This window comes from Parerythrobacter lacustris, from assembly GCF_024626475.1.
GTDB lineage: Bacteria > Pseudomonadota > Alphaproteobacteria > Sphingomonadales > Sphingomonadaceae > Parerythrobacter_A > Parerythrobacter_A lacustris.
In genome coordinates this window covers 445,872-457,151 of record NZ_JANKHH010000003.1, presented here as the reverse complement: position 1 = coordinate 457,151, position 11,280 = coordinate 445,872, and the positions used below count along the sequence as shown (strand labels likewise).

At 64.5% G+C, this 11,280-nt stretch carries 11 protein-coding genes; 5 read left to right on the top strand and 6 right to left on the bottom strand.

Translation table 11 applies throughout. The features are described from left to right. Window positions 1-72: 72 nt before the first annotated feature. The 3 genes from uppS to pyrH form a co-directional block, all read right to left on the bottom strand. Entirely contained in the window at window positions 73-750 is a 678-nt protein-coding gene (gene uppS, locus NSO95_RS05630) for a polyprenyl diphosphate synthase (RefSeq protein WP_257595187.1), read from the bottom strand. A gap of 127 nt (window positions 751-877) precedes the next feature. Further along, window positions 878-1,435, bottom strand: coding sequence for a ribosome recycling factor (frr, locus tag NSO95_RS05625; protein WP_257595186.1), 558 nt, complete (start codon window positions 1,433-1,435; stop codon window positions 878-880). Window positions 1,436-1,437: 2 nt separating this feature from the next. Beyond that, window positions 1,438-2,160, bottom strand: a complete 723-nt coding sequence (gene pyrH, locus NSO95_RS05620) for a UMP kinase (protein ID WP_257595185.1) — start codon at window positions 2,158-2,160, stop codon at window positions 1,438-1,440. A gap of 85 nt (window positions 2,161-2,245) precedes the next feature. On the opposite strand from pyrH, the gene NSO95_RS05615 reads away from it, so the two are divergent. From NSO95_RS05615 to NSO95_RS05605, 3 genes are all read left to right on the top strand, one after another. Further along, window positions 2,246-3,310 carry an MBL fold metallo-hydrolase gene (locus tag NSO95_RS05615; protein ID WP_257595184.1) on the top strand — a complete coding sequence of 355 codons (1,065 nt, stop codon included), beginning with the start codon at window positions 2,246-2,248 and terminating at the stop codon, window positions 3,308-3,310. 14 nt (window positions 3,311-3,324) lie between these two features. Further along, a complete protein-coding gene (locus NSO95_RS05610) occupies window positions 3,325-4,152 on the top strand; it encodes a metallophosphoesterase (protein ID WP_257595183.1) in 828 nt (275 codons plus the stop codon). 301 nt (window positions 4,153-4,453) lie between these two features. Beyond that, entirely contained in the window at window positions 4,454-5,092 is a 639-nt protein-coding gene (locus tag NSO95_RS05605; protein WP_257595182.1) for a GNAT family N-acetyltransferase, read from the top strand. An 82-nt stretch (window positions 5,093-5,174) separates the two neighbouring features. Here the strand turns inward: NSO95_RS05605 and NSO95_RS05600 are convergent, their stop codons facing one another. Further along, window positions 5,175-5,963, bottom strand: coding sequence for a LysR substrate-binding domain-containing protein (locus tag NSO95_RS05600; protein ID WP_257595181.1), 789 nt, complete (start codon window positions 5,961-5,963; stop codon window positions 5,175-5,177). Window positions 5,964-6,127: 164 nt separating this feature from the next. Here NSO95_RS05600 and NSO95_RS05595 point away from each other — a divergent pair, with 164 nt between their 5' ends. Next, window positions 6,128-7,798: a DUF1963 domain-containing protein gene (locus tag NSO95_RS05595; RefSeq protein WP_257595180.1), complete on the top strand. Its 1,671-nt coding sequence runs from the start codon at window positions 6,128-6,130 to the stop codon at window positions 7,796-7,798. 66 nt (window positions 7,799-7,864) lie between these two features. Here NSO95_RS05595 and apaG read toward each other — a convergent pair whose 3' ends face one another. Both apaG and NSO95_RS05585 read right to left on the bottom strand, forming a co-directional pair. Next, complete coding sequence (apaG, locus tag NSO95_RS05590; RefSeq protein ID WP_257595179.1) at window positions 7,865-8,263, bottom strand: Co2+/Mg2+ efflux facilitator ApaG/CorD; 399 nt, start codon at window positions 8,261-8,263, stop codon at window positions 7,865-7,867. 52 nt (window positions 8,264-8,315) lie between these two features. Further along, window positions 8,316-10,418, bottom strand: coding sequence for an alpha/beta hydrolase family protein (locus tag NSO95_RS05585; protein ID WP_257595178.1), 2,103 nt, complete (start codon window positions 10,416-10,418; stop codon window positions 8,316-8,318). Window positions 10,419-10,462: 44 nt separating this feature from the next. Between NSO95_RS05585 and NSO95_RS05580 the strand changes: the two genes are divergently transcribed. After that, window positions 10,463-11,275, top strand: a complete 813-nt coding sequence (locus tag NSO95_RS05580) for an SDR family NAD(P)-dependent oxidoreductase (protein WP_257595176.1) — start codon at window positions 10,463-10,465, stop codon at window positions 11,273-11,275. Window positions 11,276-11,280: the final 5 nt, after the last annotated feature.

Here is an 11,280-nt window from a genome sequence, read left to right as displayed (position 1 = left end):
CGCAGATCGAGAAATGGACCCTGAAACGAGTTCAGGGTGACGGCGGTTGAGATCATTGGTCCCAATTGTGTATTACCGTCCGCCAAAGCGGCGCTCCCGTGCGGCGAAATCGTCGAGCGCCTGTTTGAGGTGTTCGACGGCAAAATCCGGCCACAGCGTATCGACGAACAGCATTTCGGCGTAGGCGCTTTGCCATAGCAGGAAGTTCGACAAGCGGATCTCGCCGCTGGTGCGGATCAGCAGGTCGAGCGGCGGCAGGTCGGCGGTGTCGAGATTGGCCGCGATGCTCGCTTCGGTCACCTCACCCTGCGCCGCCGCACTTGCCGCCGCGCGGGCGATTTCCTGCTGCGAGCCGTAGTTGAGCGCCACCGCGACGGTGTGCCTGCCCTTGCTGGTGCGTTCGAGCGCGTCTTCCAGCATGTTGACGATATCGGGCGCGAGCGCGCGCCAGTCGCCGATGATCCTGAGCTTTACATCGTTGGCGACGAATTCATCGAGGTCCGATTTGATGAACTGGCGCATCAGGTTCATCAGGTCGTCGACCTCCTCCTCCTCGCGTTTCCAGTTCTCGCTGCTGAAGGCGTAGAGCGTCAGGCATTCCAGGCCGAGATCGCCGCTCCCGCGCACCAGCTCGCGCAGGGCCTCGACCCCGCGCTTGTGACCCATCGCGCGCGGCAGCATCCGTCGCTTGGCCCAGCGGCCGTTGCCGTCCATGATAATGGCGACGTGGCGGGCGACTTTGTCGTTCATAGCCCCTCCCGTTGTTCCATCGGAACAGCTTCGCTTCCAGGGGAGGGGTTGGGGTGGGGGCTGTCAGGAGAGTATGGGCCTTTACAACCCCCACCCCCGGCCCCTCCCCTGAAGGGGAGGGGAGTCCTCACTGGGTCAGGATTTCCTTTTCCTTGGCCGCCGCCGCATCGTCGCATTCGGCGACGTATTTGTCGGTCAGCTTCTGGACGTCATCCTCCGACCGCTTGCGATCGTCTTCGGAGATTTCCTTCTTCTTCTCGTCGTCCTTCAAGGCTTCCATCCCGTCGCGGCGGACGTTGCGGATGGCGATCTTGGCCTGCTCCGCATACTTGCCCGCCAGCTTGGCAAGATCGCGGCGGCGCTCTTCGGTCAGGTCGGGCATCGGCAGACGCAGGGTCTGGCCGTCGATGATCGGGTTGAGACCCAGATTGGCATGCGCGATGCCCTTTTCAGCCGCGCTGACATTGGCCTTGTCCCACACCTGCACGCTGAGCATCCGCGGTTCGGGCGCAGAGACCGTCGCAATCTGGTTCAATGGCATCATCGAGCCGTAAACCTCGACCACCACCGGATCGAGCAGGCTGGTGTTGGCTCGCCCAGTGCGCAGGCCGGAAAGATCGCCCTTGAGGCTCTCGACCGCGCCCTGCATCCTGCGCTCGATATCGCTCTTTTCATACTTTGCCATAATCAGGCTTCCTCTTGCACTATCGTCTGGACGCCCTGCCCTGACAGCACACGGGCGAGATTGCCCTTTTCGCGGATCGAGAAGACCACGATCGGGATGCTGTTGTCGCGGCAAAGCGCGACGGCGGAGGCGTCCATCACCTTGAGATTGCTTGCCAGCACGCGGTCGTAACTGACGGTTTCGTAACGCTTGGCGTCGGGGTTCTTCTTGGGGTCGCTGTCATAGACCCCGTCGACGCTGGTACCCTTGAACAGCGCGTCGCATTTCATCTCCGCCGCGCGCAACGCAGCGCCGGAATCGGTGGTGAAATAGGGCGCACCGACACCGGCAGCGAAAATCACCACGCGGCCTTTTTCGAGATGACGTTCGGCGCGGCGACGGATGACCGGCTCGCACACCGCGTCCATCTGGATCGCCGACTGGACACGCGTCTGCACGCCGAGCTGCTCGAGCGCGTTCTGCATCGCCAGCGCGTTCATCACCGTCGCCAGCATGCCCATGTAATCGGCCTGCGCCCGGTCCATCCCCTGTGCCGCCCCGGCCATGCCGCGGAAGATATTGCCTCCGCCGATGACCAGACAGATTTCGAGGCCGTTGTCCTTCGCCGCCTTCACTTCCGCCGCCAGCTCGGCCACGAAGGCCGGGTCGATCCCGAACTGCTGGTCGCCCATCAGCACTTCGCCCGACAGTTTCAGGAGAATACGCTTGTATTGCGAATACGGCATGGGCGAGAAGAATCCGTCGGGGGTTGCGCGATGCCGGGTTCCTTAGCGACAAAGCCAAAACAGGCAAAGGGAAAGGGGTAGGGCAATGCGGAAGTTGGGTCTCGCAGTGTTGGTGGTGGCACTCGTTGCGGTGGTGAGCCTGTTCCTGTTCCAGCGCCAACTGGGCGAACGGCTGTTCGAACGGGCGGTGGCGCAGCGCATCGGCGCCGAGCCGACCGGCTTCGGCGATGCGCTGAGCGTGGGCCTGTGCGGCACCGGTTCCCCCCTGCCCAACCCCGACCGAGCAGGTCCATGCAACGTGATCATCGCGGGAGAGCATGTGTTCGTGGTCGATATGGGTGAAGGCGGCGCGCGCAATCTCAACCTGATGGGGATCGACCCGGGCCGGGTCAAGGCGGTGTTCCTGACCCATTTCCATTCCGATCATATCGATGGCATGGGCCCGCTCGCGCTGCTCCACTGGACCGGCGCGAACGATGACCAGCCGCTACCGGTCTATGGTCCCGATGGGGTCCAGCAGGTCATCGACGGCTTCAATCAGGCCTACCAGACCGACAAAGGCTATCGGGTGGCGCACCATGGCGAGACGATCGTCCCGCCGACCGGCGGCGGGTTCCGTGCCATATCGTTCCCCCTGCCGGTCGGGTCGCAAACCGTGTTCGAGCAGGACGGTTTGCGGGTCACCGCCTTCCCGGTGCAGCACAATCCGGTGAGTCCTGCTGTCGGCTACCGGTTCGACTACAAAGGGCGCTCGATAGTCATCAGCGGCGACACCGCGCGATCGGCCAGCCTCGAAGCAGCGGCGAAGGGTGCCGACCTGCTGGTCCACGAGGCACTCCAGCCCAATCTGGTCAAGGCGATGACCTTGGCGCTCGACGATGCCGGGAACCCGAATACCGCGCAGATCACGCGCGACATCCTCGACTACCATGCCTCGCCCGAAGATGCCGCGAAGAGTGCAAAAGCCGCGGGAGTGACACAGCTCGTGCTGAGCCACCTCGTGCCGCCGATCCCGAGTGAGTTCTTCTATCCCGCCTTCCTCGGCGACGCCGCGGAATTTTTCGATGGAGCAATTACCGTGGGCGAGGACGGGATGATCTTCACCCTCCCCGCCGATAGCGACGCGATCGAGCTGAGCGAGAGGCTGTGAGGAAGCGGAGCAGGTTGGCGCTCGCCGCTCTGGCGATACTGGCGATATCCGGAGGCAAGGCCTGGTCGGACACCATGCGCAGCCCGGTGGTCGAACGGACCAGCGTGGCGCTCAAGGGCCTGCCCGCCGGGAGCGCGCCGCTCACCATCGCGCTGATCAGCGATATCCACGTCGCCGGGCCGGACATGCCGCCCGAGCGGCTGGAGCGGATCGTCGGGGAGATCAATGCGCTTGAGCCCGATCTCGTGCTGATCGCGGGCGACCTCGTCAGCGAGAAACGCACCGCGACGCATATCTACACACCCGAGGAGATCGTCGCCCCGCTCGGCAAGATTGATGCGCCGCTGGGCGTTGTGGTGGCTCCGGGCAATCACGATCACTGGTTCGACTGGCCCGGCCTCGAGGCGGAACTGCGCCAGCGCGGCATAGCGGTCCTGGCCAACGACGCCGGAAAGTTCGGGCCACTGGTGGTGGGCGGTCTGGATGATGCCTATACCGGTCGCGACGACCTGCCCGCGACACTTGCGGCGATGGACCGGTTGCGAGGCGCGCGGATCCTGTTGAGCCACAGCCCCGACCCGTTTCCCAACGTCCCCAATTCGGTGCCGCTGGTGCTCGCGGGCCATACGCATTGCGGCCAGATCGCCTACCCGTGGGGCGGCGCGCCCGCGACGATGTCGGACTATGGCGACCGGTATTCTTGCGGGCGGGTCGATGAAGCGGGCAAGGTTCTGGTGGTGGGCGCAGGTCTCGGCACCAGCCTGCTCCCGCTGCGGCTGTTTACCCAGCCGCAGGTGTGGCTGGTGACGCTGGAGCCTCAGGCCGCGCGCGCGGTGAGATAGGCGTTTCGCCTGCGATCGGCGGATTCGCGGCCGGCGGGAAAGGGTATCGTCTGCCCATATCTGGACCGCCATCGTGCGGGAGTTCCTGCAGTGGAGGAAACAATCATTTTCCTACATCCCCCTCCGCTGCTAGCTTTCTTGCTGCTCTTTGAAATCGTGACGCAATTCCACAACGACCTCACTCAGCGCGGTGTATGGTTTTGGTGTCGCCTTAGTGTCGCCTTTCGCCGTTCCACGACAAACCTATCCCGCAGAATCATGCGCCTCCGCGCCGACTTTATGCTACAAGTGCACAAGCCCTATGCCGACGCCTGCCCCTCCCTTCCCGTCGAGGCACCCTTCGGTCATCCACGCCGCGCTCGCGGGCGGGCAGCAGGTGTGCCTGCGCCGGATCACCCCGGCCGACGAGGGGCTGATGCGCGAGGGGATTGCGCGCATGTCCCCCCAATCGCGCTACCTGCGGTTCTTCTCCGGGATGAAGGCCCCGCCCGACTGGGTGATCGAGCGGCTGCTCGACGTGGACGGCGATACGCACCTTGCCTGGGGTGCGATCGCCAGCGACCATGCGCCGGGCGAGCGGCCGCGCTGCCAGGGAATCGCGATCGGAGCGGTCCACGCCTTTCGCCGCGAGGACGACCCGGACTGCGCCGAGTTCTCGGTCGCAGTGCTCGATGATTGGCACAGCCGGGGCGTGGGCCGGCTTCTCACCGCCACGCTGCTGCTGGAGGCGCAGGCGGAGGGCATTGCCACCTTCCATGTCGACACGCTGGCCGAGAACCGCGGCGCGATCGAGTTCACCCGCGCGCTCGGCGGGACTGCCGGCACGGGCGACGGCTATTCGCGCAGCTTCACGCTGGAAGTGGGGGAAGCGCTGACCAGGTTGCGCGAAGAATGCCAGCCGGAGGGGCTGCGCGCGGTGTTCGCCGCGTTTGCTGCGTGAGGCGCGACATAACCGCCCCTCCAACCCCTCGCTTCGCGAGCGATCCCCCGCCCCATTTCGCCTGCTGCGACGCGAGGAGGAACTATGCCGTCAGGAACTCGACCAGAGACTTCACCTTCTTCTGCCGCCATTGCGGCAGCGGGGCGACCAGCCAATAGGCGCGGCGGCCTTCGTCCGGCCCCTCCAGCACCGCCACCTTGCCGCGCTCGACCGATTCCTCGACCAGCAGCCACGGCAGGATCGCCTTGCCCATGCCCGCGACTGCGCTCGACAGCGCCTGTCCGGCGTTGGAGACCTGCACCGTGGGCTCAGCCCCCTCGGGCAGCGGGGCGCCGGGCCAGTCGATCCACTCGTCGGGCGCGCCTTCCTTGGCCACCACCACGCGGCGCGCGGGCGCGAGTTCGACTCCCTCCAGCTCGCCCGGGCCGTCGACCAGGCGGATCGCCATGTCGAGGTTCGCCTCGGTGAAGTCGGCGTGTTCGTTCTCGACCAGCTGGAAGCGGATGCCGGGGTGGGCGGCGCGGTATGCGGCCAGCCGGGGCGCGAGCCACTGGGCATAGAATTCCCGCGGGGCGGCGATGGTGTAGCGGTCGCTGGCCTGCCCGGCCTGCATCGACTGGACCGATTCCTCGAACTTGAGGAAGCCTTCGCGCAGCGCATCAAGGCCGGCATTGCCTTCCTCGGTCAGTTCCAGCCCCTTGCTGGTGCGGCGGAACAGCACGGTGCCGAGGTGATCCTCCAGCGCGCGGATCTGCTGGCCGACCGCGGCGGGCGTCACCGCCAGCTCGTCCGCCGCGCGGGTGAAGCTGAGGTGCCGCGCGGCGGCATCGTAGACGCGCAGGGCGTTGAGGGGCAAATGGGTGCGCTTCATCGGGTGCGCGGTGTAGGCGGCGACGCGCTGCAGCGCAACATCGGATGCTCGGGAGAACCGGGACGAGACAGTTGAGCGACCGGGCGTATTGCCCGCGTTTGTCAATTGTGAAGCATATTCAGCTAGCTTTGCGGCCTTCCGGGTCGTCACAAGAAAGTCTGCCGATGTCGCTTGCCTATGCACTGGTCCCCGTGGCGCTGATCGCCGTCGCATGGCTCGCGATCCGCGTCTTCGCCGGATGGGCCGACAAGCGGCGCGGACGACGCGAGCAACTCGAGGCGGAGGCTGCCGAGGCGATCGCCGCTCCCGTCGTGCGCAAGCGCGGCCTCGTGGCCGAAGCATCCGATGCGATGGAGCCGGGCATGGCGGACTCTGCAGTGCCCCCCGCCGCTCCTCCTGCCCCCGCTCCTGTTTCCGCTGCGCGCGGCGAGACCGTCAGCGCCGTGCTGCGCCGACAGGTCCCGCCGCGCGACGAGGCACCACGTTCGTGGCTGGGCGGGCTGCCGATGATGCCCGATGGTGTCGAATGGCCGCGCGCGGCGGGCTCGGAATATCCCGAGAAGGGCGAGCGCCCGCTGCATTTCCTCGCCCAGATCGCCTGCGAGGACCTGCCGCCCGATCTGTGGGGCGGGATCGGCCCGCGTACCGGCTGGCTGCTGTTTTTCATCGATCCCAATTCCTGCACCGCGGAGGCTGAGGGCGACCGTGCGGTGATCCACACGCCGGAGCTGGGCACCGAGCGCGCACCGCCGGCGGACCTCGGCCCGGTGCACGACAAGGTCTACACCGGCGGCAGCTACAACTGGCTCGGTGCCGACGAGGTCCCGAACGTCTGGCGCCGCTGGCCGGTCGATATCGTCCAGGTTGCAAACCGCCTCACCCAGCGCGAAGGCTACAAGACCGCCAGTCCCGACGATTTCGCGCAAGTGCTTTACCAAGGTGCGCCCGTCGCCAAGGAGAACCGCCCGAGCGGCCTGCCCGTGCTGCGCCCGCAAACCTTCGCGCAGGCACGTGCGGCGGTCGAGGCATTGGCCCGGAGCCTGCGCTACAAGGTCCGCGACGGGGTCGATGCGCGGGCGCGCGAACCCTTGTTGGCCGACGACGGGAAGGATCGGCTGATGGCGCATCTGCATTCTCAGATCGAGCGGATCGAGGCCGACTCCGACGCGCCCTTATCGGAACAGCGCGCGAAGACCCACGCCTTCGTCACGCGCATTATCGCCGAGTTCGAGCCGCTCGACGCGCAGCAGATCATCGAACATATCGGAGCAATCGATGCGAAGCGGATCGCGTGGCGCGAGAAGGTGGCGGGGCTGGCTGACAGGATCGCCGCACTGCTCGCCGAGCACGGCGATGCCGAGCTTGCGGCGGAGCATTGGGAAGAACTGCAGGCGACCTTCGCCGACAAGCGCCTCCAGTATGTCGAGCTCGGCTACCGCGACTGGGGCGACAAGCCCGATCCCTTCATCCTCCTCGGCCCAAGCGATACGGCAGCGCTCGTTCCGCCCAAAGGCATGAATGACATCGCGGTCGAATATTACCTCGACCCCGAACAGCGCCACCGCCTGCCCGACGATTTCCTCGCCGCGCACCAGCCGGTCTGGCGCACGCTCTACAACAACCGCCCGCACCGCATGGGCGGCTACCACGATGGCTTGCAGAGCGAACCGATCGAAGATCCGGAGTGGCGCAATATGCTGCTACTCCAGATCGCGACCGATATCGGGATGGACTGGTGCTGGGGCGATTCGGGCGCCTACTACTTCTGGATCAAGCCGGAGCATCTGGCTCGGGGCGATTTCAGCGGCACCGAAGTGTGGCTGGAGTGCCATTGATCCAGCAGCAAGGATCCGCCCATCATCGCGCGATGGGCAGATCGGCAGATCGCTCGATAAAGGCCGCTACTCCGCCTCGGCCGGGGCAGCGAGCGGGAAATAGGGGATCCGCACTTCCCACGGTTCGCCGCCTTCGTCGGTGAAGGTGTAGAAGCCTTCCATCGAGCCATGCGGGGTCGCCAGCGGGCAGCCGGAAACGTAGTCGTGGCTCTGCCCCGGCTTCAGCAGCGGCTGTTCGCCGACCACACCCTCGCCGTCGACATGGTTGACCATCCCGCGCCCGTCGGTGATCCGCCAGTGTCGCGTGCGCAGCTGGATCGTCTCGTTCGAGCCGTTCTCGATGCGGATGTGATAGACCCAGAACCACTTGCCCGCCTCGGGCTGCGACTGCTCGGGCAGGAAATTGACCGCGACGCGGACGGTGACCCCATCGGTGGTGGCGGCGTGCTGGAACAGTTCCTTCATGACTCGCATAAGGTAGCGATGCGCGGGGGAATGGGCAATTGGTTGCGATGCATCAGTCGGCAGGGTTGTGCTTGGCGAGAAACGCTTCGAGCGCGTCGTACCAAGCCTGCTCGTTCTCACTCTCCTTGAACGAATGCCCTTCGTCGAGCTCCAGCGTTTCTAGCGATTTACCAGCCTTGGCCGCTTGCTCGACCATATATTGATACTGGTCGAACGGGACTCGCCTATCGTCCTTGCCATGGGCGATGAGCACCGGGCGATCGAGCGTCGCGATTTGGCGCGCAGGCGATACGGCGGTGAGACTGAAATCACCTTCACCTTCGATCTGAACCTGGAATTCCTCGTAGAGCTGCCGCCCGAGATAGTCCCTGTCGTACCGTAGCTGCTTCTTCCAGTCGGTCACCCCAGCCCAGCTGGCGGCGCAGCGATAGCGTTCGGGGTTGCGGATTACCGCCCACAGCGCGGCATAGCCGCCATAGCTTGCCCCGACCACGCATACGCGGCCAGGGTCCGCGAACCCTTGGGCAACGGCCCAGTCCATCGCGTCATCGAGATCATCCTGCATCGCCTTGCCGATCTGCCCCTCGCCGAGCTTCTCGAAAGCATCGCCATAGCCGCCTGATCCGCGATAGTTGGGTTGCAACACGGCGTATCCGCGACTGGCAAGCACCTGCACTTCGTCGTTGTATTCCAGCATGTCGCGAATACCGAACGGCCCCCCATGGGGAAGCAGAATCAACGGCAGATCGTTGGCATCGCGTCCTTTGGGAAGGGTCAGGTAAGCGTGAATCTCCGTTCCGTCGCGAGCGGTGTAGGTGATTGCTTTGGGCGTCGCCAGAAGGCTGTGATCGAGGTCCGGTCGAACCGAAGCGAGCAGGGCGAGGTGGCGATCCTCTGGTGTATAGACGTAGAGCGCGCCAGGATCGTTTTCACCACCACTCCAGACAAGCATTCGCTGCCCGTCATCGGATCGCGAGATAATCCTGACCTGCGGAGACGGCAACGCCTTTTCGAGCTGCGACTGGACCCTCTCCATAGCCGGATCGAGCCAGCGAATCCGCGACCTGTCATCACTGTAGTAGACCGTGATCGGGCGACCGTCACGATCACGCCCGATTGCCTCTATCGCTTGCCCAGGCTCGCGATAGATCAATGCCCCAGGCTCCCCGGTCGAGTAGTCGAATTCATAGATCGCCTCGTGCTCCTCTTCGCCCGGGATCAAGGCATAGCCGATATCGGTTCCGGAAAAGATGCTATAGATATTCCAGTTCTCGGCCTCGTCGGAGCGGTATTTCAGGCGCGCAACACGCTTCCAGTCATCGTTCTGCCCGCTGCGATAGGTGACGAAGGTCCGCCCGCTTCGCAGAGGACCATACCCCATGCGAACCACACCGGTTTCATCGGCGATCCAGTCGCTGACTGCCTCGCGGCCTTTTTGCACCTTCACAGCTGCTTCGTGACCCGAGGCATCGAGAGGAAAACGCCAGACGTCCGGCCATTGGTAGATGCTCTGATTGACATCGAGCAGCACATATTCGCCCGCAGGATCGGTGAAGATCACATCGTCACCGATGAAACCCTGCTCGGGAAAGCCGATGTAGCGCTTCTCGTTTTTCTCAAAGTCGTAGACGAACAATCGGCTAACGCTCTGCCGACGTTCATTATATCGAGCCACCCAGCCTACCGAGTAAACCAGGCGATTGTTGTTCGCCCACCGAAACCAATTTACTTCGATACCCGTGCCAATATCGACCGAGTTCAAGAGCTCGAGCGTAGCGGCATCGTAAAATGCGAATTGAACCCTCTTGCCGGCGTTCTTGCGAACGACAATTCGCAAACCGTCGGGTGAAAGTCGTGCATCGCCAAACTCATCGCGTGCCGCGAATGCAGACGTTGGAATAATTTGCGATTGGTTCTCTTGCGAGTTGGTGCCGCTACCGACTGCAGCTTCGGCTTCCGTCTGTGTCGGTGCAATATCCTGCGCAGAAGATGCCTGTGCCGACGCAATTGCGAACAGCGCCAAAGCAAACGAAACGGTGCGACCCGTCATGCCCCATTCCCCGTTTTGATCGAACGAGGTCGAGACTAGACGCGAATATTGCGCTGACAAGCTCCCAATCGCTTCGCTGCGTTGCGCTGCGCCTTTGCCGGACAAGGCGATGCGCGATTGAATTGCGCGTAGTAGCGGTCCACTGTCGCATGAAAATCGAACCCCCGGGAGACCTCACCATGCCCTACGCACCCTTCGACCTCACCGGCAAAGTCGCGCTCGTGACCGGCGGCAACGGGGGGATCGGGCTCGGCATGGCCGAAGGGCTAGCTGCCGCCGGGGCCAGTGTCGCGATCTGGGGCCGCAATCCGGACAAGAATGCCGCCGCCGAAGAGCGCCTGCGCAAGCATGGCGGCGAGGTGTTGGCACAGATCGTCGACGTGACCGACGAAGCCCAGATCGACACCGCAATGGACGAATTGCTTGCCATGTTCGGACGGCTGGACAGCTGCGTCGCCAATGCAGGCACCGGCTATGGCCGCGAGCGGTTCGAGGAGATGTCGAGCGAGACCTGGCACAGGACGATGAAGGTCAATCTCGACAGCGCCTTCTACACCCTTCGCGCGGCGGCGAAGCCGATGGTCGAGCGCGCCCGCAATGGCGAGCACGGCGGTTCGCTGATGGCGATCTCGTCGGTCTCCGCAATCTCCGGCGCACCGGGCAACCAGCCCTACGCCACCACCAAGGCCGGGATGATCGGGATGATGAAGGGACTGGCGGTCGAATACGGGCGCTACGGCATCCGCGCCAACACCATCCTGCCCGGCTGGACGATGACCGACCTTGCAGCGCCCGGTCTGACCTCGGAAGCGTTCGAGAAATTCGTCCTCCCGCGCGTCCCGCTGAAGCGATGGGGCACGCCGGAGGATTTCGGCGGAATCGCGGTCTATCTCGCGAGCGACGCCTCGGCCTGGCACACCGGGCAGGAATTCACCATCTGCGGCGGCTACACCGTTTTCTGAGCCGG

Coding starts and splice junctions, on each gene's coding strand:
- uppS (WP_257595187.1), bottom strand. CDS start 750: ATGAACGACAAAGTCGCCCGCCACGTCGCCATTATCATGGACGGCAAC.
- frr (WP_257595186.1), bottom strand. CDS start 1,435: ATGGCAAAGTATGAAAAGAGCGATATCGAGCGCAGGATGCAGGGCGCG.
- pyrH (WP_257595185.1), bottom strand. CDS start 2,160: ATGCCGTATTCGCAATACAAGCGTATTCTCCTGAAACTGTCGGGCGAA.
- NSO95_RS05615 (WP_257595184.1), top strand. CDS start 2,246: ATGCGGAAGTTGGGTCTCGCAGTGTTGGTGGTGGCACTCGTTGCGGTG.
- NSO95_RS05605 (WP_257595182.1), top strand. CDS start 4,454: ATGCCGACGCCTGCCCCTCCCTTCCCGTCGAGGCACCCTTCGGTCATC.
- NSO95_RS05600 (WP_257595181.1), bottom strand. CDS start 5,963: ATGAAGCGCACCCATTTGCCCCTCAACGCCCTGCGCGTCTACGATGCC.
- NSO95_RS05595 (WP_257595180.1), top strand. CDS start 6,128: ATGTCGCTTGCCTATGCACTGGTCCCCGTGGCGCTGATCGCCGTCGCA.
- apaG (WP_257595179.1), bottom strand. CDS start 8,263: ATGAAGGAACTGTTCCAGCACGCCGCCACCACCGATGGGGTCACCGTC.
- NSO95_RS05580 (WP_257595176.1), top strand. CDS start 10,463: ATGAAAATCGAACCCCCGGGAGACCTCACCATGCCCTACGCACCCTTC.